At 69.3% G+C, this 25,378-nt stretch carries 22 protein-coding genes and 1 pseudogene; 11 read left to right on the top strand and 12 right to left on the bottom strand.

Annotation, left to right across the window (positions count from 1 at the left end):
• Positions 1-166: 166 nt before the first annotated feature.
• From OG588_RS41305 to OG588_RS41285, 5 genes are all read right to left on the bottom strand, one after another.
• A complete protein-coding gene (locus OG588_RS41305) occupies positions 167-1,105 on the bottom strand; it encodes a beta-ketoacyl-ACP synthase III (RefSeq protein WP_019065010.1) in 939 nt (312 codons plus the stop codon).
• 149 nt (positions 1,106-1,254) lie between these two features.
• Complete coding sequence (locus OG588_RS41300) at positions 1,255-1,389, bottom strand: hypothetical protein (RefSeq protein ID WP_405951710.1); 135 nt, start codon at positions 1,387-1,389, stop codon at positions 1,255-1,257.
• On the bottom strand, positions 1,358-2,689 hold the full coding sequence (locus OG588_RS41295; protein WP_405951709.1) for an OFA family MFS transporter: 1,332 nt from the start codon (positions 2,687-2,689) through the stop codon (positions 1,358-1,360). The genes OG588_RS41300 and OG588_RS41295 overlap by 32 nt, the downstream gene beginning before the upstream one ends.
• A 144-nt stretch (positions 2,690-2,833) precedes the next feature.
• Positions 2,834-3,355 carry an ATP-binding protein gene (locus tag OG588_RS41290; RefSeq protein ID WP_405951708.1) on the bottom strand — a complete coding sequence of 174 codons (522 nt, stop codon included), beginning with the start codon at positions 3,353-3,355 and terminating at the stop codon, positions 2,834-2,836.
• A gap of 157 nt (positions 3,356-3,512) precedes the next feature.
• Positions 3,513-5,135: an alpha/beta fold hydrolase gene (locus tag OG588_RS41285; protein WP_405953339.1), complete on the bottom strand. Its 1,623-nt coding sequence runs from the start codon at positions 5,133-5,135 to the stop codon at positions 3,513-3,515.
• Between the two features lie 179 nt (positions 5,136-5,314).
• Here OG588_RS41285 and OG588_RS41280 point away from each other — a divergent pair, with 179 nt between their 5' ends.
• The 3 genes and pseudogenes from OG588_RS41280 to fdhD all read left to right on the top strand — a co-directional run bounded on the left by OG588_RS41280 (position 5,315) and on the right by fdhD (position 7,300).
• A complete protein-coding gene (locus OG588_RS41280) occupies positions 5,315-6,286 on the top strand; it encodes a 2-dehydropantoate 2-reductase (RefSeq protein WP_405951707.1) in 972 nt (323 codons plus the stop codon).
• A gap of 17 nt (positions 6,287-6,303) precedes the next feature.
• Positions 6,304-6,444 (top strand): annotated as a pseudogene (locus OG588_RS41275) (Fe-S-binding domain-containing protein); the annotation flags it as partial.
• A gap of 7 nt (positions 6,445-6,451) precedes the next feature.
• Positions 6,452-7,300, top strand: coding sequence for a formate dehydrogenase accessory sulfurtransferase FdhD (gene fdhD, locus OG588_RS41270; RefSeq protein WP_405951706.1), 849 nt, complete (start codon positions 6,452-6,454; stop codon positions 7,298-7,300).
• A 506-nt stretch (positions 7,301-7,806) separates the two neighbouring features.
• Here the strand turns inward: fdhD and OG588_RS41265 are convergent.
• Together OG588_RS41265 and OG588_RS41260 are read right to left on the bottom strand one after the other, a co-directional pair.
• Positions 7,807-8,355 carry an isochorismatase family protein gene (locus OG588_RS41265; RefSeq protein WP_405951705.1) on the bottom strand — a complete coding sequence of 183 codons (549 nt, stop codon included), beginning with the start codon at positions 8,353-8,355 and terminating at the stop codon, positions 7,807-7,809.
• Positions 8,356-8,374: 19 nt separating this feature from the next.
• Complete coding sequence (locus OG588_RS41260; RefSeq protein WP_405951704.1) at positions 8,375-8,836, bottom strand: MarR family winged helix-turn-helix transcriptional regulator; 462 nt, start codon at positions 8,834-8,836, stop codon at positions 8,375-8,377.
• 103 nt (positions 8,837-8,939) lie between these two features.
• Here OG588_RS41260 and OG588_RS41255 point away from each other — a divergent pair, with 103 nt between their 5' ends.
• From OG588_RS41255 to OG588_RS41245, 3 genes are all read left to right on the top strand, one after another.
• Positions 8,940-9,866 (top strand): zinc-binding alcohol dehydrogenase family protein, encoded by a 927-nt coding sequence (locus OG588_RS41255; protein WP_405951703.1) that lies wholly within the window; start codon positions 8,940-8,942, stop codon positions 9,864-9,866.
• A gap of 176 nt (positions 9,867-10,042) precedes the next feature.
• A complete protein-coding gene (locus OG588_RS41250) occupies positions 10,043-11,917 on the top strand; it encodes an exo-alpha-sialidase (RefSeq protein ID WP_405951702.1) in 1,875 nt (624 codons plus the stop codon).
• A gap of 10 nt (positions 11,918-11,927) precedes the next feature.
• Positions 11,928-13,169, top strand: coding sequence for a DUF4185 domain-containing protein (locus OG588_RS41245; RefSeq protein ID WP_405951701.1), 1,242 nt, complete (start codon positions 11,928-11,930; stop codon positions 13,167-13,169).
• Here OG588_RS41245 and OG588_RS41240 read toward each other — a convergent pair.
• Positions 13,099-14,118 carry a bile acid:sodium symporter family protein gene (locus tag OG588_RS41240; protein ID WP_405951700.1) on the bottom strand — a complete coding sequence of 340 codons (1,020 nt, stop codon included), beginning with the start codon at positions 14,116-14,118 and terminating at the stop codon, positions 13,099-13,101. The two genes, OG588_RS41245 and OG588_RS41240, sit on opposite strands and share 71 nt — an antisense overlap.
• A 196-nt stretch (positions 14,119-14,314) precedes the next feature.
• Between OG588_RS41240 and OG588_RS41235 the strand changes: the two genes are divergently transcribed.
• Positions 14,315-15,184 (top strand): LysR substrate-binding domain-containing protein, encoded by an 870-nt coding sequence (locus OG588_RS41235; RefSeq protein WP_405953338.1) that lies wholly within the window; start codon positions 14,315-14,317, stop codon positions 15,182-15,184.
• Between the two features lie 189 nt (positions 15,185-15,373).
• Here OG588_RS41235 and OG588_RS41230 read toward each other — a convergent pair whose 3' ends face one another.
• Positions 15,374-16,528, bottom strand: a complete 1,155-nt coding sequence (locus OG588_RS41230; RefSeq protein ID WP_405951699.1) for a DUF3500 domain-containing protein — start codon at positions 16,526-16,528, stop codon at positions 15,374-15,376.
• Between the two features lie 578 nt (positions 16,529-17,106).
• On the opposite strand from OG588_RS41230, the gene OG588_RS41225 reads away from it, so the two are divergent.
• The 3 genes from OG588_RS41225 (at position 17,107) to OG588_RS41215 (ending at position 20,798) form a co-directional block, all read left to right on the top strand.
• Positions 17,107-18,933, top strand: coding sequence for an AMP-dependent synthetase/ligase (locus OG588_RS41225; protein ID WP_405951698.1), 1,827 nt, complete (start codon positions 17,107-17,109; stop codon positions 18,931-18,933).
• Between the two features lie 113 nt (positions 18,934-19,046).
• A complete protein-coding gene (locus OG588_RS41220) occupies positions 19,047-19,883 on the top strand; it encodes an aldo/keto reductase (protein ID WP_405951697.1) in 837 nt (278 codons plus the stop codon).
• Between the two features lie 222 nt (positions 19,884-20,105).
• Positions 20,106-20,798, top strand: coding sequence for a glycoside hydrolase family 75 protein (locus OG588_RS41215; protein ID WP_405951696.1), 693 nt, complete (start codon positions 20,106-20,108; stop codon positions 20,796-20,798).
• A 92-nt stretch (positions 20,799-20,890) separates the two neighbouring features.
• On the opposite strand, the gene OG588_RS41210 is transcribed toward OG588_RS41215, so the two are convergent.
• Both OG588_RS41210 and OG588_RS41205 read right to left on the bottom strand, forming a co-directional pair.
• The gene (locus tag OG588_RS41210; RefSeq protein ID WP_366094980.1) at positions 20,891-21,595 is read right to left on the bottom strand and encodes an SDR family oxidoreductase; all 705 of its coding nucleotides are present in this window, start codon (positions 21,593-21,595) and stop codon (positions 20,891-20,893) included.
• Between the two features lie 101 nt (positions 21,596-21,696).
• On the bottom strand, positions 21,697-22,635 hold the full coding sequence (locus tag OG588_RS41205; protein ID WP_405951695.1) for a class I SAM-dependent methyltransferase: 939 nt from the start codon (positions 22,633-22,635) through the stop codon (positions 21,697-21,699).
• A 124-nt stretch (positions 22,636-22,759) separates the two neighbouring features.
• On the opposite strand from OG588_RS41205, the gene OG588_RS41200 reads away from it, so the two are divergent.
• Positions 22,760-23,545 carry a phytanoyl-CoA dioxygenase family protein gene (locus OG588_RS41200; RefSeq protein ID WP_405951694.1) on the top strand — a complete coding sequence of 262 codons (786 nt, stop codon included), beginning with the start codon at positions 22,760-22,762 and terminating at the stop codon, positions 23,543-23,545.
• 88 nt (positions 23,546-23,633) lie between these two features.
• On the opposite strand, the gene OG588_RS41195 is transcribed toward OG588_RS41200, so the two are convergent.
• Positions 23,634-25,346: a glycoside hydrolase family 6 protein gene (locus OG588_RS41195; protein ID WP_405951693.1), complete on the bottom strand. Its 1,713-nt coding sequence runs from the start codon at positions 25,344-25,346 to the stop codon at positions 23,634-23,636.
• Positions 25,347-25,378: the final 32 nt, after the last annotated feature.

Here is a 25,378-nt window from a genome sequence, read left to right as displayed (position 1 = left end):
CCTGGGAATCACCGGCATTTTGTACACAGCGGACAGTAGACAGTAGTCAGTGGCCGTACGACCAAGTATCGATTGTCTTTCGTCTACAGTCTACGGCGCACAGTAGCCAGGGGGTGTGGGAGTCGACCTCGTCACATCCGGAGCGATATTCATGCGTGTGCGCAGGTCATGGGCACCGGACGACCTGGCCGGCGTACGACAGATTGCCGCCGAAGCCGAACAGCAGGACGGGGTCGCCGGTGCGGACGGCACCCTGTTCGACGAGTTTCGAGAACGCGAGCGGGATGCTGGCGGCCGAGGTGTTGCCCGATTGGACGACATCGCGGGCGACGACCGCGTTGACGGCGCCGATCTTCTCGGCGAGGGGCTCGATGATGCGCAGGTTCGCCTGGTGGAGGACGACACCGGCGAGGTCGGCGGGGGTCAGGCCGGCCTTCTCGCAGGCCTTGCGGGCGATCGGCGGGAGCTGGGTGGTGGCCCAGCGGTAGACGCTCTGGCCCTCCTGCGCGAACCGCGGGGGCGTGCCCTCGATCCGTACCGCGTGCCCCATCTCGGGCACGGAACCCCACAGCACCGGTCCGATGCCGGGTTCGTCGGAGGCCTCGACGACGGCGGCCCCCGCTCCGTCACCGACGAGGACGCAGGTCGTACGGTCGGTCCAGTCGGTGACCTCGGACATCTTGTCGGCGCCGATGACCAGGGCCCGGGTGGCCGCTCCCGCGCGCACGGTGTGGTCGGCGGTGGCCAGGGCGTGGGTGAAGCCGGCGCACACGACGTTGATGTCCATGGCCGCGGGCGACGGGATGCCGAGGCGGGCGGCGACGCGCGCGGCCATGTTCGGGGAGCGGTCGATGGCCGTAGAGGTGGCGACGAGGACCAGGTCGATGTCCCCGGGCGTCAGGCCCGCGGCCGCGAGGGCCTTGGCGGCGGCGTGCGCGGCCAGCTCGTCGACGGGTTCGTCTGGCCCGGCGATGTGGCGGGTCTTGATGCCCACCCGGGAGGTGATCCACTCGTGACTCGTGTCGACCATGCCCGCCAGGTCCTCATTGGTGAGTACCTTGGCGGGCTGGTAGTGGCCGACGGCGGCGATCCGCGTGCCGTTCATGGGGGGTCCCCCTCGTTGCCTTGGGTAGCGGGATCCACCAGTCTTGCCAGTGACTCGCGGGTACGACGGCAGGTGATGCCACAGGAAACTACCGTCCAGGTTGTCGGCTTCTGTCATCCATCCTGTGATTGACGGTGTCGCCCGAACATTCAGCCGGTGAACAGCTGCTTCGCCTTGAGGACGAGTTCGTACAGGCCGTACACGAGTGGTGCGCCCACCCAGAGCCAGGCGAAGGCGATGAGCGGCCGTCGGTCAGGCGGATTCTGACTGCTGTCGTTCGACATCGGCGGCCTCCCTCGGGGCGGGGATGTGGTGGCGGGCGTTGACGGGGCGGACGAGTTCGTTGGCGACGAAGCCGATGACGAGCAGCCCGATCATGATGACGAAGGAGGTGTCGTAGAGGGCGGCGCCGTGTTTTCCGGCGTCCTTCTGGTGGTCGGCGATCCAGTTCACGATCAGCGGGCCGAGGACACCGGCCAGGGACCAGGCGGTGAGCAGCCGGCCGTGGATCGCGCCGACCTGGTAGGTGCCGAAGAGGTCCTTCAGGTAGGCGGGCACGGTCGCGAAGCCGCCGCCGTAGAAGGAGAGGATGACCAGCGCGCACAGGATGAACAGCGGTTTCGAGGAATCGCCGAACAGTGCGATGAGCGCGTACATGACCGCGCCGACGCCGAGGTAGACGCGGTAGATGTTCTTGCGTCCGATCAGGTCGGAGGTCGAGGACCAGCCGATACGGCCCGCCATGTTGGCCGCGGAGAGCAGCGCGACGAAGCCGGCGGCGGCCGACACCGTGACGGGGGTGGAGGTGTCCGCGAAGAAGTCCGTGATCATCGGAGCGGCCTTCTCCAGGATGCCGATGCCCGCCGTCACGTTCATGCACAGGACGACCCACAGGCACCAGAACTGGGGGGTGCGTACGGCGCTGTTGGCGGAGACCTGCACGCCGGAGAGGACGCTGGGTGCGTTCTCCACCGGCTTCTCGGTGCGCGGTACCCGCACGAGCAGTACGCCGAGGGTCATGAAGACTGCATACGAAAGACCGAGTACAAGGAACGACTCGGCGATGCCGGTGTTGTCGGAGCCGAAAGACTTCAGCATCTGGGCCGACCACGGGGAGGCGATGAGCGCGCCGCCGCCGAAGCCCATGATGGCGATGCCGGTGGCCATGCCGGGGCGGTCCGGGAACCACTTGATCAGGGTCGAGACCGGTGAGATGTAGCCGATGCCGAGGCCGATCCCGCCGACGAAGCCGTAGCCGAGGACGATCAGCCAGAACTGCTTCGTCTCCGCGCCCAGCGCGGAGATCAGGAAGCCGGAGGAGAAGCAGACGAGGGCGACGGTCATCGCCCAGCGCGGCCCGTTGCGTTCGACGAGGGTGCCGCCGAACGCGGCCGACAGGCCGAGCATGACGATGGCGAGCTGGAAAGGCAGCGCGCTCTGCGTGCCGCTGAGGTTGAGTGAGGATTCGAGCGGCGGCTTGAAGACGCTCCAGGCGTAGGCCTGGCCGATGGAGAGGTGCACCGAGAGAGCGGCGGGCGGAACCAGCCAGCGGCTCCACGCCGGGGGTGCGACTGGGGGACTCATGATCCCGGACGGTAGGGAGTGGCAAGGGAGTTGAGAAGGCGGCGCGTCGACCGTATGCGATGAGCGGTATGCAGAGTGCGCCGAACGGTCGGCGCAAAGTTCCAACTCCCGTTCCCGCGCCGGTTCTCGTGTGGCGGGCCGGCCTCAGCCTTGGACGGACTCCGCGATGCGCTGCGCGGCCTGGGCAGGGGTGAGGTGCGTGGTGTCGACGACCTCGGCTTCACGGTGCAGCCAGGTACGGGCCGCCTCGGCGTAGGGCTCCAGGTAGGCGAGTCGGAAGGTGGAGGGGCCCATCACGCTGTCCCCCTCGATACGCCCGCGGAGGGTGTCCTGGTCGGCGTGGAGGACGAAGTGCCGTACGGGGATGGCGTGTTGGGCGAGACCCGTGCTGATCTCGCGCCAGTACTCCTGGACCAGGACCGTCATGGGCATCACCAGGGTGCCGCCGGTGTAGTCGAGCACGCGGCGGGCGGTCTCGACGACGAGTGGCCGCCACGGCGGCCAGTGCTGGAAGTTGTCCGTCGCGGGCAGCCCCGGCGTGATGTCCATGAGCGTCTCGCCGACCTTCTCGGCGTCGAACACCCGTGAACCCGGGAGCAGTTGCTGCACGAGCGGACCGGTGGTCGTCTTGCCCGCGCCGTGGGTACCGTTGAGCCATACGATCATGGCTCGACGCTAGCGCCTTCGCCCGCAATCGTGTTGGGGTGCAGGCCGGTCGAGCCGTCGGGCTGACGGTTGATCGCGTCCTGGAGTTGCGGGGACCCCAGTGATCACTGGCCCGCCGTAGGAGCGGGTCGGTGTCGGGCGAGTGGTCCAGGGCCGGTCAGTCGTATCGCCGCAGCAGTCCGTCCACGTAGGCCTCCAGCCGTTCCGCCAGCACTTCGGACGTGAGATCGTCCCGGCCCAGGTCGCGCCATGGTCCGGCCAGTTTCGCCGCGTCGGGGCAGTAGTGCAGGGCGTCGAGCAGCCGCCAGTACAAGTGGTCGGAGTCGTCGGCGAGTTGGCGGCCGCCGTGTGCCTCGTACCGTTCGCGGAAGTCCAGGCCGTGCTCCGGTCCGTGCAGCAGGGCGAGCGCGGTCGAGCAGTGTGCCACGTCGAGATCGGCGGGGCCCCACGAGGTCTCGACCCAGTCCACGACACCGGTGATCCGCACCTCCCGCCCGGCTCCGGTGAAGAGCACGTTCCCGGGGTGGAAGTCGCGGTGCAGAAAGCGGCCTTCGTACGGCGGCGGGTCGCGGCGGATCACGTCCACGGCCCGCTCCCACAGGGCGCCGTCCGGGGTGCGGACGCGCTCCGCGGAGGTCCACGCCTGGTACGTGCGCGGTCTTTCGTCCGGTACGACGCCGTGGACGCGGACGAGTTGGGCCGCGAACAGGTCCAGGCGCCGGTCGAGGTCGTCGCCGTCCACGCGGACCCGGCCGGGCAGCGCGGACATCAACAGGGTGGGGTGGTCGCAGTGTTCGGCCGTGGCGTCCACGGCGACCAATTCGGGAGCGGGGATGCCTTCCTGCCCGGCGAGCAGCGTCAGGACGGACGCCTCGCGGGCCAGCAGCCCGGGCCCGTGGTGGCGGAAGAACGGCTTCACGAAGGTCCGTTGGACGAGGTCCGTGCCGTCGTCGAGCGACAGCCGGCGCATCTGGGAGCTCCAACCACCGTACAGAGGGCGCATGTCGGCGACCGCGCGGCCGTCGCCGAGCTGCTTGGCCACCCAGGTGCGCGTGGCCGTCCAGCCACGGTCGTCGAGGGCGGTCAGCACCGCCTCCACGAACTCCCGCCGGTCCTCGCCGTGTTCGCGGAACCACATTCCCAACTGGTGCTGCGCTTCCGGAAGTTCGAAGCGGGTGTACTGGGCGCGTGCGGCCAGCGCGTCCTGGACGGACTCGGTCACCGCGGGCGGGATCACCGCGTCGGTGCCCGGCACGGCGAGCACCGCCCGGCCCTCGTACGCGCGCAGCACCTGGAGCGCGGGGGCCTCCCGCCAGCTGTCCGGTTGCCGGATGAGCTCGCTGAACCGGCCGTTCCCGTCCTCGAAGGGCACGTCCCAGGCCTCGGCGGTGTAGACGGCGGGCGCGCACAGCCCCAGCGCCGCGACGCGATCCCCGTAGTGCCGGACGAGATCGGCCACCGTCTGCCCGCTCATGCTGAATCCGACCAGGACCAGCGGCCCGTCCGCCCCCGCGTACGCGTCGATCACCGCCACGGCCTGCTCGAACCGTCGCCGCAGGCTCAACTCGGCGAGCTTTCCCGTGCTTTCGCCGTGCCCGGAGAAGTCGAAGGCGATCCCGCGACAGCCGCGGGCCACGAACTCCCGTACCAGTGGCAGCAGTCGCTCCGTGCTGCTGGTACCCGCGCCGTGCAGCACCACAGCGGTGGCCCCGGAAGGATCACCTCCGTACACACCGCTGAGCTGTTCACCTTCATGGTCGTGCGTGAAGTCGAAGAGCATTCTCCTATTCACTCACGCCGTGGCCTCCGTCTTTCGGGAAGGGGCCCGTTCCCCAATAGACGGGCACAGCCTCTGTCCGTACCCTTGCTGGCACACCTTCCATACTGTAGACAATATTTCGTCGACACTATTCGGCATCCACCTCCGCGGTACTCCCTCGACCGAACGGAGAGTCTCCAGTGAAAGTCGCAGTCCTCGGCGCCGGTGCGATCGGTGCCTATGTCGGCGCCGCGCTGCACCGTGCGGGCGCCGATGTGCATCTCGTCGCCCGTGGACCGCATCTCGCGGCCATGAGGCAGCACGGCGTCCAAGTACTCAGCCCGCGCGGCGACTTCACCGCCCGCGCGCATGCCACCGACGATCCGGCAGAGATCGGCCCGGTCGACTTCGTCCTGCTCGGCCTGAAGGCCAACTCGTACGCGGCGTGCGGGCCGCTGATCGAGCCCCTGTTGCACGACACCACGGCGGTCGTCGCCGCCCAGAACGGCATCCCCTGGTGGTACTTCCACGCGCACGGCGGCCCCTACGACGGGCAGCGCGTCGAGAGCGTGGACCCGGACGGCGCGGTCAGTGCGGTGCTCGCGCCCGAACGGGCCGTCGGTTGTGTCGTCTACGCGGCAACCGAGCTGGCAGGACCGGGAGTTGTGCGCCATCTCGAAGGCACCCGGTTCTCCATCGGCGAGCCCGATCGCAGCATCTCGACACGCTGTCTGGCGCTGAGCGAGGCCATGCAGGCCGGCGGGCTGAAGTGCCCGGTGGAGCCGGATCTGCGCAACGACATCTGGCTCAAGCTGCTCGGCAACATCTCCTTCAACCCGATCAGCGCGCTCGCCCGCGCCACCATGCGGCAGATGTGTCTGCACGGCGGCACCCGCAAGGTCATCGAGATCATGATGACCGAGACGCTGTCCGTCGCCGAGGCCCTGGGCTGCGAGGTCGGTGTCTCCATCGAACGGCGGCTCGCGGGCGCGGAACGCGTCGGTGACCACCGCACCTCGACGCTCCAGGACCTGGAGCGCGGCAAGCCGCTCGAACTCGACGTACTCCTCGCGGCGGTGGTCGAGTTGGCGGAGATCACCGGCGTGGAGGTGCCCACCCTGCGCACCGTGCACGCCATCTCGGACCTGCTCGCGCTGCGGAGCGCCGCATGAGGAGACGGGGTGTCCGCGGAGTGCGCCTCGGCCTCCCTCCGTATGTGCAGGACAATGGGGGCGTGGAGGTCACCTCGCCGCCCGACGGTCCGGTGGCCCACGGCACCCTCCGCAGCAAGGGCCGTTTCGGCCACCAGCACGTACAGAACCGGGGCTGATCAGGACATGGGACGAGTCACGGAACGACGCAAGGTGATCCGGATCCGGGACGGCGTGGTCTCCAGCCGCCCGGACACCCTCGTCGCCGAGGAACCCCTGGAGATCCGGCTCAACGGCAAGCCGCTCGCGATCACCATGCGCACCCCCGGGGACGACTTCGCACTCGCGGCCGGGTTCCTGGTCAGCGAAGGCGTACTGGCCAACGCATACGATCTGCAGAACATCGTGTACTGCGCGGGGGCGACCGTAGACGGCTCGAACTCGTACAACGTGGTGGACGTACGGACCGCGCCGGACGTCGTGATGCCCGACATCACGTTGGAGCGGAACGTGTATACGACGTCCTCGTGCGGTCTGTGCGGCAAGGCGAGTCTGGACGCGGTCCGTACGACGGCTCGCTGGCCCATCGCCGACACCCCCCCGGTCCGTGTCGAGCCCGCGCTCCTCGCGAGCCTCCCCGACCGGCTGCGCGCGGCCCAGCGGGTCTTCGACCGGACCGGGGGTCTGCACGCGGCGGCCCTGTTCAGCGAAGAGGGCGAGCTGCTGGACATCCGGGAGGACGTGGGCCGGCACAACGCGGTCGACAAGCTGGTCGGCCGCGCCCTGCAGAACGGGGACCTGCCGCTGTCCCGGGTGATCCTGCTGGTGTCGGGCCGAGCCTCCTTCGAGCTGGCGCAGAAGGCGGTGATGGCGGGGATCCCGGTGCTGGCGGCGGTGTCGGCACCCTCGTCGCTCGCCGTGGACCTGGCGGCGGAGACGGGCCTGACCCTGGTGGGTTTCCTGCGGGGCAGCAACATGAACGTGTACGCGGGCGAGGACCGCATCGCCCTGCGGGCCCCGGCCGCCCAGGGCTGAAAAATCCCCGCCCCGCGTCACGGCGGCGGGGCCCCGACCGGCGGGGAGCGCCCCCTGCGCCGCAGGGGCCCCGCCTCAGCCTTCCGCGAACAACCTCGTCGAGTTCGGCGTCGGTCACGAGGACGTAGGTGCTGTCGGGGCGGGAGCACTGCTTGGCGACGGGGACGGAGTCGGGGACGAGGTCGGGATCGGCGTACCGCAGCCAGGTCTCGCCGTCGAGGCCGGCCGGCACGAGGTCCCGCTTGCCAACGAGCCAACGAGCCAACGAGCCGACGAGCCGACAGTCGGCAGTCCGCAGTCCGCAGTCGGCAGTCGGCAGTCGGCAGTCGGCAGTCGGCAGTCGGCAGTCGGCAGTCGGCAGTCGGCAGTCGGCAGTCGGCAGTCGGCAGCATGGTCGTGTACGGCGACACCGTCCTCGTCTGACCACTCCGCCCGCCCAGGTCAGCAGCCCGGCATGAAGCACACCTGGGAGCCACCCGGCACGAAGCCCCCCTCAGCGACCCACCTCACCCACCCGCCCCGAACCGCACCTCCCCCGCCGCCACCACCGACCCCAGTCGCGGGAAGTCAAGCCTGACCGACGCCTGATGCTCGGCCGCGGTGAGCGCGCTCATGGCGTCCTCGACGAAGACGAGCTCGTGGCCGAGGTCGCCGGCGGCACGCGCGGTGGACTCCACACCGAGGTTGGTGGCGATCCCGCCGAACACCAAGGTGTCGACGCCCCGTTCACGCAGCCGCTCCTCAAGTCCCGTGCCCTGGAAGCCCCCGATCGTCCCCTTCACGATCTCCAAGTCCCCTTCCCGCAAAAGCCCGTCGGCGAGTCCACTGCCGGCGGGCTGCTCGGCGATGCCGGGACGTTCGACCCGGATCAGCACGACGAGCGCACCGGCGGACCGGAAGACACCAGCCAACTCCTCGGCCACCGCGCGGACTTCGGGACCCTTGTACGGTTCGAGCGGCAACGCGACGACGCGGTCCATGAGGTCGACGAGGACCAGGGCGGTGCGCTCGGGGTCGAGGGCGAGCCGGGGTTCGTGGGTCTGGGGTGGGGTCATGACGGAACGTTAGCCCCCGTCAGCCGTCCGTACCGGAAATCCGGATCAACAGGCCCATGAACTGGTCGCGTTCGGCCGCCGACAGTGGGGCGAGGAGTTCCTCGTTGGCCGCGCGGGCCGCCTTCTCGCAGCGCTTCAGCAGCCGCGCGCCCTCGGTCGTCAGCGACACCGCGTTCTTACGGCGGTCCTTCGCGTCCGGCTCGCGTACGACCAGGCCGGCGGACTGGAGGTCGTTCAGCACGCCGACCAGATCCTTGGGGTCGAGCCCGACACCACGACCGAGGCCGGCCTGGGCGACGGGCTCGAGGTCGCGGACGGCGGAGAGCACCACGTGATGCCACATCTTCAGCCCCTCGGCGGCCAGCGCGTCGGCGACAAGGGCCCGACCACGGGCGGCGGCTCGGCCCAGCAGCCAGCTGGGGAGCGAGCGGATCTCGGGGAGAGGAGCAGTGCGGAGTGCGGGACGGGGTGCTTCGGCCATGCGGGCAGCCTAGCGAAAAGTCGTTGGACTTCCCAATGAAATCGTGAATACCATAGGGACTCCCAACGATTTCCACCCACCACCACCGCTCCCTGGAGGTGCGATGCGTCGCGTCCGGTACGAGTCCACCGGCGGCCCGCTGTTCCTGGAGGAGGCCCCCGACCCCGCACCGGGCCCGGGTGAACTCCTCGTCCGCGCCGAGGCGATCGGGGTCACCCTGCCGGTCGTCCGCAAGGTCACCGAGGCCGCCGAGCCGATCCCGCTCGGCGGCGAGATTGCGGGCGAGGTAGCCGCCGTAGGGGAAGGTGTGACGCGTTTTCGGGCCGGTGAGCGGGTGACCGGGCTGTGCTTCGGGCACGGGTACGCCGACTTCGCCGTCCTCGACGAGGCCATGGCCTCCGCCGTCCCCGACACCGCGTCCGCCGTCGACGCGGTCGCGCTCGTCCGCAGCGGGCTGGTGGCCCTGGGCGCGCTGGACGCGGCCCGCCCCGAACCGGGCGAGGCCGCGCTGATCACGGCCGCGGCGAGCGGAGTCGGCCATCTGGCAGTGCAGTTGGCGAAGGCGCGGGGTGCCGGGCGGATCGTGGGCGCGGTGTCCGATCCGGCGAAGGGCGACTTCGTACGCGCGCTGGGCGCCGACGAGGTGATCACCTACGACCGGCTGGACCGGCCGGAGTGGGGCGATCCCGTCGACTACGTACTCGACGCGGTGGGCGGTGAGTTGCTCACCGCGGCCGTCGCAGCGCTCGTCCCGGGCGGGCGGCTCGTGGCGTACAGCTCGGGTGGCGGGACGATCCAGGCGTACGACCTTCTCGTGGGCGCCAAGTCCGTGATCGGGTTCCAGATGGCGCGGATCGCGCGCGGGAGGCCGGAGTTGTACGAGCGGTGGCGGCAGGAGCTGTGGCGGCGGTTCGCCGAGGGCGAGCTGAAACCGGCCGTGCACGGGGAGTTCGGGCTGGCGGAGGCGGCGAAGGCGCACGAGGTGATCGAGTCGCGGAGCAACCTCGGCAAGGTCGTACTGCGCCCCTGAGGCGCCCGTCCCCACCTGACGATCACTCACCATCAGTCGCACACAACGGAGTTGCGCGATGACGAGCGCTGCACGCTTCTTGTGAGGCACCGGAGGCCCCAACTAACGTCTGTGACACGCCCGTTGGACGTGGGATGTCCGGATGTCCAGACGAAGGAAGGGCAGGTAGCACCACCATGCCGTCGAGTCTTCGCGCACGTCTGAGATCCACCCTCACCGCCGCACTCACCCTGGCCGCGCTGCTCGTGCTCCCGAGCCCCGCGCACGCCACCGCCGCCCAAACCACCGCCCCCGCCCCCGAGTTCGACCAGCAGGTCCTCTTCAAAGCTCCCCAGGACACGGGCTACGCCTGCTTCCGCATCCCCGCGATCGTGAAGACGAACGACGGCACACTGCTCGCGTTCGCCGAGGGCCGGATCCTCAACTGCGGTGACGCCACCGACATCGACATCGTCGTCAAGCGCTCCACAGACAAGGGCCGCACCTGGAGCCCACTGGAGGTCGTCAACCACGGCGGCGGCGACACGCACGGCAACCCGGCACCCATCGTGGACCGGAAGACGGGCCGCATCCTGCTCGCCGAGACGTACAACACGGGCCGTACGGACAGCGCCAGTTGCTCGGTCCCCTGCGACCGCACCCCGCACCTGCAGTACAGCGACGACGACGGACTGACCTGGTCGCAGCCGCGTGACCTGAGCGACGAGATCCTGCCGCCGACCTGGAACTCCTGGTACGCCACCGGCCCCGTGCACGGCATCCAGCTCACCCGCGGCCGGCACAAGGGCCGGCTCGTGTTCGGCGTCAACACCGAGACCTGGGACGGGAGTCGGGTCACCGCGAACAACGCGGCGCTGATCGTGAGCGACGACGGCGGCGACCACTGGAGGATCGGCGCCACCGACTCGTATCCGATCGCGGCCGACGGGACCTGGCGGCAGAAGCCGTCCGAGGTGACGCTGACCGAACGCACCGACGGTTCGGTCCTGGTGAGCGGGCGCGAACAGGACGGCACCGACCTCGGGCACCGCACCCAGGCGGTCAGCCGTGACGGCGGCGACAGCTTCACCGCGCCCTTCCGCGACCTGCCCGACCTGTACGCCCCGCAGGTCCAGTGCTCGACGCTCGGCGTCCGTTCCCGCATCCTGCTGTCCTGCGACGCGGACCCCGACCGCCGCCGGACCATGATGATCCGCTCCTCCTACGACGGTGGCCGCACCTGGGACAGCGTGGACCGGGGCACGGTCGTGACGAGGGACTGGTCGGGCTACTCAGACATGGCGCGCGTCGACGGCGACACGGTGGGCCTGCTGTACGAGGGCGGCGCCGTCAGCGCCACCGACGAGATCCGCTTCGCCCGCTTCAACGAGGCCTGGCTGCAACCACGTAGAGGCCCTGACCCGACGACCGCCGACCTCGCCCCGCACGCCGGACGAGCGGCCGTGCTCGGCGGCGCCCAGGAGACCGACGGTGTGTCCGGCGGCGCCCTGTCCTTCGACGGCGTCGACGACGCGGTACGCCTGCCGTACAGCGACCGACTACCCCTGGGAACAAGGGACTTCACGGTGTCCCTCTGGTTCCGGTACACCGCCACGACCGGCGATCAGCCGTTCCTGTGGATGGGCGGGGTCGGCACCACCCAGCCGCAGGTCTGGCTGCGCGGTGAGCCCGCGGGCAACCATGTCCGGGCGCTGATCACCACCCGGGACGGGGCGACGGCCGTCCACACCACGTCCGTGGTCACCGCCGGCGCCTACAACGACGGCCAGTGGCATCACGCCGTACTGCGGCGCGGTGGTGGGCAGTTGACGCTGGCCGTCGACGGTGCGGCGGTGAGCACGGCGGACGTCGTGGGCTCCGTCAGCCGCAACTCGCCGTTCGGGGTGCACATCGGCCAACGCGTCGACAGCTTGCAGTACTTGACCGGGTCGATCGACGAAGTCCACGTCTGGGACCGGCTGTTGCCGGACGACGAACTGGCCGCGCCGCATCCCGCCACCGCCGGGACCGTCCTGTGGCTGCCCATGGACCATGTGAGCGCCAGCCACTAACGTCCCGGGCGTGCCCGAGGACCGACGAGCACGACAGCGGAGGGGAGCCGGGGTCGGCCTGCTGCTGACCCTGGTTCTCGCGGCCGTGCTGCTCACCGCCCTCCCCAAGGACCGCCACGGGGAGGGCGGCGGCGCGTGCACGGCTCGTACGGTGCGCTCCTGGTCGGCGGACGCGAAGCTGACCAACTCCTTTGCCGCGTACGGCGACGACGAGTCCCGCGCCGACGACTGGACCGGCGGCGACGGCACCCACTCGGTGCGGCTGCCGGACGGCCGGGTGCTGTGGCTGTTCTCCGACACCTATCTCGGCCAGGTGCACCGCCCGCCCAACCCGGTCGGCGAGTCGTACGCCTGGCGGGACACCACCGCGCCGCTGGTGCGCAACTCGGCCGTGGTGATGAGCGACGGGCATCCCCAACTCACGCTCCCCGCACCGCTGTTCCCCGATCCCGCCCCGAACGAGTGGCGTTGGCCGGTCGCGGCCCGCGTCGAGCCCCGCTCCCCCGGCTCGGTCGAGTCGGTCGTACGGGTGCTGCTGTGGACGCGAACCGCCGGAGCGTACCCGTGGATCTACGGTGTACCGACCGCGACCGAGGTCGCCACGCTGTCGCTGCCGGACCTGCGGGTGGAGTCGATCGTGAAGGTCTTCGACCAGCAGCTCGTCCAAGACCCGTCCCGGCGTGTGCAGTTCGGGACGACGCTGGTCACGGCGGGCGGCTGGACGTACGTCTTCGGCGGGAACGACGCCCAGGCCGCGGCCCGGCCGACCTCCTCGGCGTATGTGGCCCGGGTGCCGGAGGGGCGGCTCGCGGAGCCCGGTGCCTGGGAGTACTGGGACGGCTCGGCGTGGACGGCCCGGGCGGGGCCTCGGCCGGTGCTCGGCGATGGCCAACACACAGGCGTGGGCAGCGCGTTCTCGGTGGTGCGGGACGGTGGGACGTACATCCTGTTCACGATGGCCGCGGGGAGCCGGGGGCTCACCACCGTCACCTCGTACTGGGCCTGTTCGCCGACCGGGCCGTGGCACGGGCCGACCAGGAGTTTCAGCCCGCCGCTGCCGCAGGGACAGGTCGCCGCGTACAACCCGCAGGTACACGCAGAGTTGGGCGACGACGACCGGATCGTCCTCAGCTACGACGTCAACTGGCTGGACGCGACGGCCACTTCGGCCGCCTGGAACCTCAGCCGGAACGTGTCGCTGTACCGACCGCGGTTCGTGACGCTGCGGTTGGGGCCGCCGCCGTCCCGGTGACCTCGGGCAGCGGGTCGCGGGCGCGGCGCTTGGCGATGACCGCGCACACCATCAACTGCATCTGGTGGAAGAGCATCAGCGGCAGCACCGCGAGGGAGGCGTGGGCACCGAACAGGACGCTGGCCATGGGGAGTCCGGAGGCGAGGGACTTCTTCGAGCCGGCGAACTGGATGGCGATCCGGTCCTCCCGGTCGAAGCGCAGCGCCTTGCCGCCGTACCAGGTCAGGGCGAGCATCACGGCGAGCACGACAGCCTCGACGGCGAGCAGTCCGGCGAGGCGGATCGCGCTGACCTGGTGCCAGATGCCCTGGACCATGCCCTCGCTGAACGCGGTGTAGACGACGAGGAGGATCGAGGCGCGGTCGACGTAGCCGAGGATCTTCTTGTGCCGGGTGATGAACCCTCCGATCCAGCGCCGCAGCACCTGCCCGGCCAGGAACGGCACCAGGAGTTGCAGCATGATCTTGACGAGCGAGTCGGCGGAGAAGCCACCGCCGCTGTTGCCGAGCAGCGCCGCCGCGAGCAGCGGGGTGATGACGATGCCGGCGAGCGAGGAGAAGGAGCCCGCGCAGATCGCGGCGGGCACGTTGCCGCGCGCGATCGAGGTGAACGCGATCGACGACTGGACGGTCGACGGGACGAGGGTGAGGAAGAGCAGCCCCTGGTAGAGGGGGTGGGTCAGGATCACCGGGACGAGGCCGCGGGCGGCCAGGCCGAGCAGCGGGAAGATGACGAAGGTGCAGGCCAGGACGGTGGTGTGCAGGCGCCAGTGCTTGAGTCCGTCGAGTGCCTCATGGGTCGACAGGCGGGCGCCGTAGAGGAAGAAGAGGAAGGCGATCGCGGCCGTGGAGGCGCCCGAGGCGACGTCGGCGCCCGTGCCTCTGGCGGGGAGGAGTGCGGCGAGGCCCACCGTCCCGAGCAGCAGCAGGATGTAGGGGTCGACCGGCATCCGACTCGGCCATCGCAGGCGTTTCACTGTGCTCCACTGTCTCGCGTGTCTCGCTGTACGTCCGGTCCGTCTTCCGGCGCGGACTCGTGCCCTCCCCATCCTCCTCTCCGGACTCTTGATCGGGAATCCGTCATACCGCTCTGACTGTCATCACGTTTCGCGATAGCCGGATACCGTGTATGCCATGGTGTATGCCATGTACGACCTCTCTCACCTGCGTACTTTTCTCGCGGTGTCCCAGACGCTGAGTTTCACGCAGGCTGCCCGGCGGCTCGGGCTGCGCCAGTCCACGGTGAGCCAACATGTGCGGCGGCTGGAGGACGCGACGGGGCGGCAGCTGTTCACCCGGGACACCCACTCCGTGGAGCTGACGGAGGACGGGGAGGCGATGCTCGGCTTCGCGCGCCGGATCCTGGAGGTGCAGGAGCAGGCATCGGCGTTCTTCACCGGTACGCGCCTGCGCGGCCGGCTCCGCTTCGGCGCGTCCGAGGACTTCGTCCTCACCCGGCTCCCCGAGATCCTGGAAAGCTTCCGCTCCGACCATCCCGAGGTCGACCTGGAGCTGACGGTCGAGCTGTCCGGCACGCTGCACGAGCAGCTCACCGCCGGGAAGCTGGACCTGGTGCTGGCGAAGCGCCGCGCCGAGGACCCGCGGGGCGAACTGGTCTGGCACGACAAATTGGTGTGGATCGGCGCGGAACGGCTCCGCCTGGACGCGGATCGTCCGGTGCCGCTGATCGTCTATCCGCCGCCGGGCATCACGCGGGCGCTCGCGCTGGAGGCGCTGGAGCGGCAGGGGCGGGCGTGGCGGATCGCGTGCACGAGCGGGAGCCTGAACGGGCTGATCGCGGCGGCCCGGGCGGGGCTCGGGGTGATGGCCCATTCGCGGGGGCTGGTGCCGCCGGGGTTGGTGCGGGTGCCGGAGCGGGCGGGGCTGCCGGAGTTGGGGGAGGTCGATTTCGTGCTGGTGCACGGGCGGCGGCGGGTCTCGGCGCAGGGGGCGGCGGATGCGTTGGCGGCGGCGATTCTGGCGGGCGGGGATCGGCTGCATCGGCGCGGCTCGTAGTTTCGGTTTTTTATAGCTGGCCGATACCGGAATTCAATTCAGCGAGGGTGCGAGAAAAAGCCGGGCTGCACCCCGGCGTCGACAAAAAGCACCGAGGGATTTGCCCCCCTCGGCCGACCGCGCGGTAATTCCCGGGTGCGGGCGGCGCTGCAATGAGCAGCGCCGCCCATTATGTCGCCGGCGGGCGGTTCAGGAGAACGAGAACTCTCCTCCGTAGTCGGTGTCGTGATCGCGGTAGACGGTGCTGTAGTTGAGCTGGCCGGTGTCGACCACGCCGTCCTTGACGGAGAACTCGATCCAGACGCCGGGTCCGTCGATGCGGACGTAGTCGCCCGCGGTGTCCAGCGCGGTGGTGCCGGAGTAGGAGATGTAGGTGTCGTCGAGCTCCGACTTGTAGGTGCTCAGGGTGGACGCGGCGGTCGTGTCGTCCGCGGCCTCGACCCACGGGGTGATGGCGTCGAGCACCAACTGCTGCTGGTCGTCGGTCAGTTCGCTGACCGCGAGGCCCTCCTTGGTGTCGGGGAAGTCGCCGTCCTCGTCCGGGCCGAGCACCACATCGGTGGTGGAGTCGGAGAGCTCCGCCTCCGACAGCTCGTCGTCGCTGAGGCCTTCGAGCATCGCCTCCACTCCGTCGTGCATCCCGGCCAGGGGTGCGTAGGTGGTGCCGTCGTCGGTCCAGCTGGTGGGTTCGACCCCGGCGAAGTACGGGGTGGAGCCCACGACCTCGCCGTCCTTGTAGGTGATGTTCAGGGCCAACTGGTCGCCGCCGAAGTGCAGTTGCCAGGTGCCGGAGGTGCTCGGGGTGCCCAAGAAGGCGAGGTAGTAGTTGCCGCTGCCGTAGCTGCTGTCGGTCTCGCCGAGGACGTCGTCGGCCGCCAGGATCTGGGAGATCTGGTCGTAACCGCTGTCGGTGCCGGTGCCCGTGGCCGCTTCAAGTACCGCCTTGGCGGCGGTGAGTTGCTTGTCGCTGAGGGTGCTCAGCTCGATGCCGACCCGGCAGGTCGCGCCGCATGCCTCGTTCGACCAGGCGGTGGCGTTTGCCTGGGTGAAGTCGAGGAGTACGTCGGCCTGTTGGTCGTCGTCCAGGGTGTCCAGGAACGCGTCGGCAGCGTCGACCACGTCCGCGACGGACGAGCCCGTGCCGGCCGTGCCCGTGGGCTCGGGGGCGGACGCGGAGGTGGACGGGTGGGACGAGGAGGTCGATCCGGGGTTGGTCGGGGACGCGGAGTCGGGGGCCGACGCGGAGGCGGACGCGCCGGTGGACGGGTCGGTCTCCACGGACGCGGCGTTGGCGTTGGCGTACAGCGCGCCACCGAGAAGGGTCGTCGCTGCCGCTAAGGCCACGACCACCTTCCTGTGGCGTCCCAGTGACCGGCGATGAGTGTTTTTGGCCTTCAACTCGATATTCCCTTCGAGGGCTCGCCGGAAGGACTTCCGAAGATTATTTCGAAAAGATCTTTTGGGAAATCCCTGCGGCTTCGGTTTGGACGAGCCACATTCGATCGCCGAACACTGTGATTCCCATCTCCGAGTGCTTGGGTTTGTGCATGATTTATCTTGAACTTACTTTGAGGCAGGGGGAGTTGAGGACGAGTTGCACGGAAGCGTCCGGTACGTCGGCGGCTTCGGCGCGCCCGCCGAGCGGAAACCGGCCGGGGAGGAGATGGCGTCGCACCGGTGACGTGGAGCGATCGGGACGCCAGGGGTAAGCGGGTCGTACAGATTCAGTGGAGATTACGGGCCCGAAACCTACGGAACCGTAAGGATTTCTGTCCGACCCTTCCCCTTGTGCGGGCATTTTCCGTCGCTGACCAGTGCGGACGTGCGGACCGCTCGTTTCCCGACCCCCTCCCGCCCTTCCGCCCGGTGGGGTAGCTTTCACGGCGCTGTAGGGGAGTGCCAACAGGAGCGGGGAGCGGGGTTTGCGCGAGTACAACAACCCTCCGTTGGCGTTGGCACCGCCGGTGGGCGGTCTGGCCGACGTCGTCTTCCAGCGTGCCCAGGACGACCCCCTGCATGTCTCCCTCGGCCGCAAGGACGAGCAGGACAGGTGGCGGGACGTGACCGCCGCCGAGTTCCGCGACGAGGTCCTCGCCCTCGCCAAGGGCCTGCTCGCGCAGGGCGTCCGCTTCGGCGACCGGGTCGCGATCATGTCCCGTACCCGCTACGAGTGGACACTCTTCGACTTCGCGCTGTGGACGATCGGCGCCCAGGTGGTGCCGATCTACCCGACGTCGTCGGCCGAGCAGTGCTTCTGGATGCTGCACGACGCGCAGGTCTCGGCGGCGATGGTCGAGCACGAGGACCACGCGATGACCATCGCCACCGTCATCGACCGCCTCCCCGCGCTGCACCAGCTGTGGCAGCTCGACACGGGCGCCGTGCAGGAGCTGTACGACGCCGGCGCGCACATCGAGGACGAGGTGGTCCACCGGCACCGCCAGGCCGTCACCCCGGACTCGACCGCGACGATCATCTACACTTCGGGCACCACGGGCAGACCCAAGGGCTGTGTCATCTCGCACGGCAACTTCATGTACGAGGCGGACACGGTCATCGACACCTGGGAGTCCGTCTTCCACTCGAAGAAGGGCGACGAGGCGGCGACCCTGCTGTTCCTGCCGCTGGCGCATGTCTTCGGGCGGATGGTCGAGGTCGCGGCGATCCGCGGCGGGGTCCGCTTCGGCCACCAGCCGCAGCTCAACGCGGCCGTCCTGCTGCCCGACCTGGTCGCCTTCAAACCGACGTTCATCCTCGCCGTGCCGTACATCTTCGAGAAGGTCTTCAACGCGGCCCGCCGCAAGGCCGAGAAGGAGGGCAAGGCCGGGCCGTTCGAGAAGGCCGTCGACATCGCCGTGCGGTACGCGGACGCGATCGAGGAGAAGGCCTGGGGCATCGGCCCGGGCCCGTCCGCCGGACTGCGCATGCAGCACCAGCTCTTCGACAAACTCGTCTACTCCAAGGTGCGGGCCGCCATGGGCGGCCGTATCCGCAACGCCATGTCCGGCGGGTCGGCCATGGACCGTCGCCTCGGGCTGTTCTTCGCGGGCGCGGGCGTCCAGATCTACGAGGGCTACGGCCTCACCGAGTCGACGGCCGCCGCGACCGCCAACCCGCCCGACCGCACCCGCTACGGCACGGTCGGCCAGGCCATCCCCGGGGTCACCGTCCACATCGCGGACGACGGCGAGATCTGGCTGAACGGCCCCAACGTCTTCCAGGGCTACCTCAACAACCAGAAGGCCACCGACGAGACCCTGCACGACGGCTGGCTCGCCACCGGTGACCTGGGCTCCCTCGACGAGGACGGCTATCTCACCATCACCGGGCGCAAGAAGGAGATCCTGGTCACCTCCGGCGGCAAGAGCGTCGCGCCGGGACTGCTGGAGGAGCGGGTACGGGACCACCCCCTGGTCTCGCAGTGCATCGTCGTCGGCAACGACCGCCCCTACATCGCAGCCCTGGTCACCCTCGACCACGAGGCCGTCGAGCACTGGCTCACCATGCGCGGCAAACCTCAGCTGTCCCCGGCCCAGCTGGTGCGGGACGCCGACCTGGAGACCGAGGTGCGGCGCGCGGTGGTCGCCGCGAACACCCTGGTCTCGCAGGCCGAGTCGATCCGCACCTTCCGGATACTGGCCCAGCCCTTCACCGAGGAGCACGGTCTGCTGACCCCGTCCCTGAAGCTGAAGCGCAAGGCCATCGAGAACACGTACTCGAACGAGGTCGAGGCGCTGTACCGGGCCTGAGCGGGTAGACCCTCCGGGAGTGGGCGAGGTCGGATCTCGCCGTCAGGAATGCATCACGGCCCGTGATCGTTGACGATATGAGTACCAACCGACGACTGAAGGATCGAGAGCTCGTGAGCAGCAAGGTCCCCCCGATCATCCTCAACAACGGTGTCGAGATGCCCCAGCTGGGCTTCGGCGTCTGGCAGGTGCCGGACGACGAGGCGGAGCGGGCGGTGGCCACGGCGCTGGAGGCCGGGTACCGCAGCATCGACACCGCTGCGATCTACGGCAACGAAGAGGGCACCGGAAAGGCCATCGCCGCGTCCGACGTCCCGCGCGAGGACCTCTTCGTCACCACCAAGCTCTGGAACGCCGACCAGGGGTACGACGAGACCCTGCGCGCGTTCGACGTGTCGCTGGAGAAGCTCGGCCTGGAGTACCTGGATCTGTATCTGATCCACTGGCCCACCCCGGCCCGGGACAAGTACGTCGACAGCTACAAGGCGTTCGAGAAGCTGTACGCGGACGGCCGCGTGCGTGCCATCGGCGTCTCGAACTTCGAGCCCGACCACCTGGCCCGGCTGATCGAGCAGACCTCGGTCATCCCGGCGGTCGACCAGATCGAGCTGCACCCGCAGTTCCAGCAGCGCGCCGGGCGTGAGTACCAGGCGGAGCAGGGCATCGCGACCGAGGCCTGGTCGCCGCTCGGCTCGGGCAAGGGCCTCCTGGAGGTCCCGGCGATCGTCGCCATCGCCCAGAAGCACGGTCGCACCCCGGCCCAGGTCGTACTGCGCTGGCACATCCAGCTCGGCAACGTGGTGATCCCCAAGTCCGTGACGCCTTCGCGGATCAAGGAGAACATCGAGGTCTTCGACTTCAGCCTGGACACCGAGGACCTCGCGGCGATCAGTGCGCTGAACGAGGACCGGCGCCTCGGTCCCGACCCGTCGACGTTCAACGCAGCCTGAAATCAAGGCACATGGCCTGAACCTCAGGCAGTGCGAGCGCCCCGGAGCCTTCTGACTCCGGGGCGCATCGCTTTTCCGTACCGCTTTCTGTGCTGCTTTCCGTGCCGCTTTCCGCGCCGTCGGCCCACTTGGTTCGTACCAGGGTCTTGACGCGGGCATGATGACGGGGCACCTTGTTGCGCACCCGGTAAGGAAACTTTCCTAACAGAAGGGTCCCCCACAGTGCGCATGCGAACACTGACCCTCGCCGCGGCCTCAGGCGCCGCCCTGCTCGCCGCCGGAGTGCTCCCCGCGAGCGCCTCCGGCGCCACCCCCAAGTCGGCTCAGGAGGGCTCGGTCAGCGCGGCCGACCTGCTCTCCAAGGTGACGTCCTGCTCCCAGATATCGAACGGCAAGTACCGCACCGACGACGAGACTTCGGCCACCATCCCGGTCTGCGGCAAGAACGGCGCCGTGTTCTGGAAGGCCGACATGGACATCGACTGCGACGGCCAGCGCACCTCGAACTGCAACGAGAACGCCGACCCCTGGTACCAGGACGACACGGCGTTCCACCAGTCCAACGGCCAGCCCCTGAAGGCGGATTCGCTGCCGTACATCGTGGTGCCCAGCTCCAGCAGCATCTGGAAGTACTCCAGCTACGGCATCAAGGGCGGCGGCGTGGTCGCCGTGATCTACAACAACAAGGTCGAGTACGCGGTCGTCGGCGACACCGGCCCCACCAACATCATCGGCGAGGCCTCGTATGCCACGGCCAGCGCCCTCGGTATCGACCCCGACCCGGCGACCGGCGGCGCCGAATCCGGCGTTACGTACATCCTGTTCAAGAACTCGACGGTCTCCCCCATCGAGAGCCACAGCGCGGCGGTCTCGCTGGGCGACCAGCTGGCGAAGCAGTTCCTGGCAAACAACTGAGCCCAGCAGGGCATGAGTTGGCCCGTTGTCGCGACAGCTCTCGACTGTTCGCGGCAACGGGCCTTTTCCGTGGGCGAGTTGGGTCCGCTACGTCAGTTGGGCTGCCCGATCGGCCGTACGACGACGGTGTTGATGTCGACGCCGGCCGGCTGGCGGATCGCCCACAGGATCGAGTCGGCGATCTGGTCGGCGGTCAGGAGATGGCCGGACGGCAGGCTGCCGTTGCCGTCCCAGAACGGGGTCTCCACCCGGCCCGGGGCGACCAGCGTCACCCCGATGCCGAACTCCGTGACCTCGCGCCGGGTGTTCTCGGCGAGGCCGGTCATCGCCCACTTGGTGGCGCCGTAGATGTTGCCGGGGGTGTGCACGAACCCGGCGACGCTGCCGATCAGCACAATCCGGCCGTGCGTCTGCTTCAGCGCGTCGACGGACGCCCGGATCAGCAGGGCGGGACCGAGGACGTTGGTCAGCACCATCTCGGTCCACCCGGCCGGGTCACCCTCGGCGACCGAGTCGTGCGTGGCGACCCCGGCGTTGGCGACGACCGCGTCGAGCCGCCCGAACCGTTTGAGTGTCGTCTCGACGGCGGTCTGCACCTCGTCGTACTCGGCGGCACTGCCGGGAATCGTCAACAGGCCCTCGGGGTGCCCCAGTTGAGCGGAAAAGTCGAACAGCCGCTGCTCGCTGCGGCCGGTGACGGCCACCCGGCCCCCGGCGCTGAGGAGTTGCCGGGCGACGGCGGCCCCGATACCGCTGCCGCCGCCGGTTATGAGCGCGACGTGAGAGTTGTCGTTCATGGTGCTGGTCCCCCCGTGGGTCGGTGAACTCCGCGCAGTCGGAGGGGCAGTTCATCACCTTGAGCAGGCTCGAAGTCAAGCCGCCGCGATCACGGGCCCTGTCAGCTCGTCCGCACCGCCCTGTGCACGGTGTGCGCGGCGAGCACGAACACATCGTCGCGCTGATGCACACCCGCCGGGTCCTCGGGGTCGACGAGCCGGTCGAGGGCGGCCCGGTCGTCGGCGTCCATCGCCTCGCCGTAGGTGTCACGGACGCGGGTCAGCCAGGTCGCGACGTAGGCGCGGACGCGGTCGGGGGCCGGGGCGGGCAGGTCCAGGAGGAAGCTGCGGCTGCCGGTGTGCTTCAGGCCGACCGACTCCAGGAGGGCGGGCCAGTCCTCGGTCTCGGTGACCGAGCCGGGGAGGTCGGCACGCATCTGCGCGAACCACTCGGACTCGATCGCGTCGATCCGCGCCTCCAGACCCGGGCGGCCGATGCCGAAGTCGCGGGGCAGGAACCGGGAGGGCAGGCCGCCCTCCATGATCGCGAGGGTGCCGCCGGGCGCGAGCCGCTCCGCGAACGCGGCGAGACCGGCCCGCTGGTCACCGAGGTGGTGCAGACTGCGGCTGGCCCACAGCAGGTCGGCCGGGTATTCCAACTGCCCCAGAACCTCGGGCAGTTCACCGGTCAGCGTGCTGAAACGATCACCGAAGCCCTGCCGGTCCGCACGGGCGCGGGCCCGCTCCAGGAGCGGTTCGGAACCGTCCACCGCGACGACCCGGGCGCCCGGGAACGTCTCCGCGAACAGACACGCGACCACACCGGGGCCACTGCCCACGTCGACGATCAGCCCCGGATCGGTCCGCTCCTTCGCGAGCCACGCCATCGCCCGCTCGTACAACGGCGCGAACAGCTCCGCCTGGGTCTCCAGCAGGGGGCCCATGACGGCCCAGTCGAGGTCGGTGTGATCGTGGTGGTGGCGATCCTTGCCGGGCTTGTGGTCGTTTTCCTGCCCCGGCGTGTGGTCGTGCTTGTGCTCGTGATCGTACTCGTGCGCCATGGTGGTCACCCTCTCGTCCGCGTGCCGCCAGCCTGCGCCGACGCACCGTTCGACGGCCAGTTCCGTTGCCGAAGCGGCAAAAAATGAGGTGCGGAACAGGTCATCCGTCACCGAGCATGCCCGTATGGACGATACGGCCGACGTGATGGTGGAACGCTTCCTCGAAGACGGCTTCGTGAAGATCGAGGGGGCCTTCCCACCACGGGTCGCCGAGCACTGCGCTCGGCTGCTGTGGCGGGAGACGGGCTACGACGCGGAGGACCCCGGCACCTGGAAGGACCCCGTGGTGTGGGTGAGCGACATGCCCCAGGGACCGTTCGCCGCCTCGGTCAACTCCCCCGTCCTGCATGAGGCGTTCGACCTCCTGGTGGGCGCGGGCCGGTGGCAGTCCCGTTACTCGGTCGGCAGCTTCCCCCTCCGCTTCCCGCACGCGACGGAGCCGGACGACGCCGGCTGGCACATCGAGGGCAGCTATACGGCGGAGGGCGCGGAGAACGAGTGGCCGTACACGAACCTGCGCTCGCGCAGCCGGGCCCTGCTGATGCTGATGCTCTACACCGAGGTCACCGAGGAGAACGCACCGACCCGCATCCGGGTCGGCTCCCACCTCGACGTCCCGCGCGTCCTCGAACCGTACGGCGAGAAGGGCGCCTCCTCACTGACCCTCGGCCCGAAGGTGGCCGAGGCATCCGCCGGACGCCCCCTCACCTACGCCACCGGTCACCCCGGTGACGTGTACCTCTGCCACCCCTTCCTGGTCCACGCGGCCCAGCCCCACCACGGCAACCGCCCCCGCTTCATGGGCCAGCCACCTCTGATGCCGGCGGTCCCGTACGAGTTGGAGCGGTCCAACGGCACCTATTCGGTGGTGGAGTCAGCAATTCGCCAGGGCCTCTCCAACAAGGGCTGACCCCCACGCCCCTTTTTAAGGGGCGCGGGGAACTGCGCGACCAGCCACACACGGCCCGCAGCTAAAAACTCGACGCAACCAACGGCACCTACAGGGGCGGGTACGCGTTGGCCATCAGCTGCTGGAACTGCGCAGAGAACCAGTGCCCGGACAACGGCGCATTCGCCAGCGCACCCGACATGTTGTTCCCGTTACGCGCGTTCCCCGTGTACGTCGGATCGCACATCCGGTCAAACCCCTTGCCCTCGTCGTTCGCGATGGCCGTGCTGGACCCGTCCGACTCCCCCGGCGGCTTCATCCACACATACGCGTCGATCCCGGCGGCAGGAGCAGCCTTCGGCCGCTCACCCAGACCCGCACCGGACTGGTTGCACCAGTTCCCGACCTGGATCCGCCGGTCGTAGCGCCCGCCGTCAACGTACGTGTCCACACTGGTGGTTGCTCCCGGACCGGTGGGCCGAGCAGAGCCACCCCACCCGTTCCGCGACGTGTCGATCAGCATGCCGATACCGGAGTTGAATCCCACCGACACCAACTGGTTGCGGAACGCCTGGGCGTACGACTGCTCGTCCACGTAGCGGTTCCAGTCGACCCACTTGGACTGGCGCACGGAGACACCGTTCACGCTGTCGTTGATGGTGAAGTTGTTCTCCTTCAGGGCGCTGTAGTTGGCCGTGTTGGTGATGAAGCCGGCCACGTCGTTCACGGTCGCGCCCTCGGCGTTCGCGGCCTGGTAGAAGAGGTTCGCGGAGGGAACGAAGTTGTCGTCCCAGCCGAGCCAGCCGTGGTGTCCGGCGTCGATGTAGTTGTAGACGTTGGGGATCGCGCCGAGCTTGTTCAGCGCGTATCCGACACCCTTCACGTAGTTGCCGTTGGCGAGCATCGTGTCGCACTGCGGGGTCGCGGTGGCCTTGCTGCCGGTGTTGGTCACCAGGTTGGGCAGCGAGTCGATCTCGATCGTGGTGACGATCCGCAGCGAGGCGTACTTGCTGTCGGCGAGGATCGCGGCGATCGGGTCGATGAACTCGCTCTCGTAGCGGCCGATTTCGGTCGGGCCGAGCTCACCGTTCGAGGCGAGGGCAGCGCAGTCACGCCCGGGCAGGTCGTAGACGACCAGCTGGACGACCTCTTCGCCGGTGCCCTTCTGGGCGAGCGCCGCGTCGAGGTGGGCGCGCAGGCCCATCCCGCCGCTGACACCGTTGATCGCGGCGATGCGGTCGAGCCAGACGCCGGTGGGCTGGCTGGAGATCCGGCTGCCGCCGGTCTCGGCCGCGGCCTTCGCGGACCACTCCGGGTTCACGTACACCTTGGCGCCCGCGTACGGGTTGTCGACCCGCGTGCCGGGATCGGTGCCGCCACCGCCTCCCCCACCGCTGCCGTCGTCGACGTTGCAGGTCACGCCGTCGAGGGTGAAGGTGGTCGGGAGCGCGTTGGTGCCGCTGTAGGAGGCGTTGAAGCCGAAGCTGACCGAACTCCCGGTCCCCAGGCTCCCGTTGTAGGTCTCGTTGGCCGCCGTGACGGCGGTCCCGCTCTGGCTGATCTTCGCGTTCCAGCCGCTGGTGATCTGCTGGTTACCGGCGTACGACCACTTCGCGGCCCAACTCGACTTCGCGGCCCCGTTGTTGGTGATCGTGACGGCGGCGGTGAAGCCGGTGTCCCACTGGTTCTGCACCTTGTAGTCGACGCTGCACGGGATCGCGGCGATGCCGGTGTCCGCCGAGGGAGCGGCGGCGACCGCCGTCCCCGAGGCCCCGGCGACGAGCACCAAGGCAGCGAGCAACGCTGTTCTGGTACGGCTCATGAGTGCGGGTTTCCTTGTCTGTGAAGGAAGTT

Origin of the sequence: Streptomyces prunicolor, assembly GCF_045162825.1 — a bacterium.
GTDB lineage: Bacteria > Actinomycetota > Actinomycetes > Streptomycetales > Streptomycetaceae > Streptomyces > Streptomyces prunicolor.
Note: the sequence above shows the minus strand (reverse complement) of the source record. Positions and strands in the feature narration are given on the sequence as shown.

What these genes read in the sequence shown, in the direction of transcription:
- OG588_RS41305 (WP_019065010.1), bottom strand. Translation starts at nt 1,105, where the DNA reads ATGAACGGCACGCGGATCGCCGCCGTCGGCCACTACCAGCCCGCCAAG.
- OG588_RS41210 (WP_366094980.1), bottom strand. Translation starts at nt 21,595, where the DNA reads ATGAACGACAACTCTCACGTCGCGCTCATAACCGGCGGCGGCAGCGGT.
- OG588_RS41200 (WP_405951694.1), top strand. Translation starts at nt 22,760, where the DNA reads ATGGACGATACGGCCGACGTGATGGTGGAACGCTTCCTCGAAGACGGC.
- OG588_RS41260 (WP_405951704.1), bottom strand. Translation starts at nt 8,836, where the DNA reads ATGGCCGAAGCACCCCGTCCCGCACTCCGCACTGCTCCTCTCCCCGAG.
- OG588_RS41195 (WP_405951693.1), bottom strand. Translation starts at nt 25,346, where the DNA reads ATGAGCCGTACCAGAACAGCGTTGCTCGCTGCCTTGGTGCTCGTCGCC.
- fdhD (WP_405951706.1), top strand. Translation starts at nt 6,452, where the DNA reads ATGGGACGAGTCACGGAACGACGCAAGGTGATCCGGATCCGGGACGGC.
- OG588_RS41285 (WP_405953339.1), bottom strand. Translation starts at nt 5,135, where the DNA reads ATGCTCTTCGACTTCACGCACGACCATGAAGGTGAACAGCTCAGCGGT.
- OG588_RS41300 (WP_405951710.1), bottom strand. Translation starts at nt 1,389, where the DNA reads ATGTCGAACGACAGCAGTCAGAATCCGCCTGACCGACGGCCGCTCATC.
- OG588_RS41240 (WP_405951700.1), bottom strand. Translation starts at nt 14,118, where the DNA reads ATGCCGGTCGACCCCTACATCCTGCTGCTGCTCGGGACGGTGGGCCTC.
- OG588_RS41295 (WP_405951709.1), bottom strand. Translation starts at nt 2,689, where the DNA reads ATGAGTCCCCCAGTCGCACCCCCGGCGTGGAGCCGCTGGCTGGTTCCG.
- OG588_RS41205 (WP_405951695.1), bottom strand. Translation starts at nt 22,635, where the DNA reads ATGGCGCACGAGTACGATCACGAGCACAAGCACGACCACACGCCGGGG.
- OG588_RS41235 (WP_405953338.1), top strand. Translation starts at nt 14,315, where the DNA reads ATGTACGACCTCTCTCACCTGCGTACTTTTCTCGCGGTGTCCCAGACG.
- OG588_RS41290 (WP_405951708.1), bottom strand. Translation starts at nt 3,355, where the DNA reads ATGATCGTATGGCTCAACGGTACCCACGGCGCGGGCAAGACGACCACC.
- OG588_RS41255 (WP_405951703.1), top strand. Translation starts at nt 8,940, where the DNA reads ATGCGTCGCGTCCGGTACGAGTCCACCGGCGGCCCGCTGTTCCTGGAG.
- OG588_RS41265 (WP_405951705.1), bottom strand. Translation starts at nt 8,355, where the DNA reads ATGACCCCACCCCAGACCCACGAACCCCGGCTCGCCCTCGACCCCGAG.
- OG588_RS41250 (WP_405951702.1), top strand. Translation starts at nt 10,043, where the DNA reads ATGCCGTCGAGTCTTCGCGCACGTCTGAGATCCACCCTCACCGCCGCA.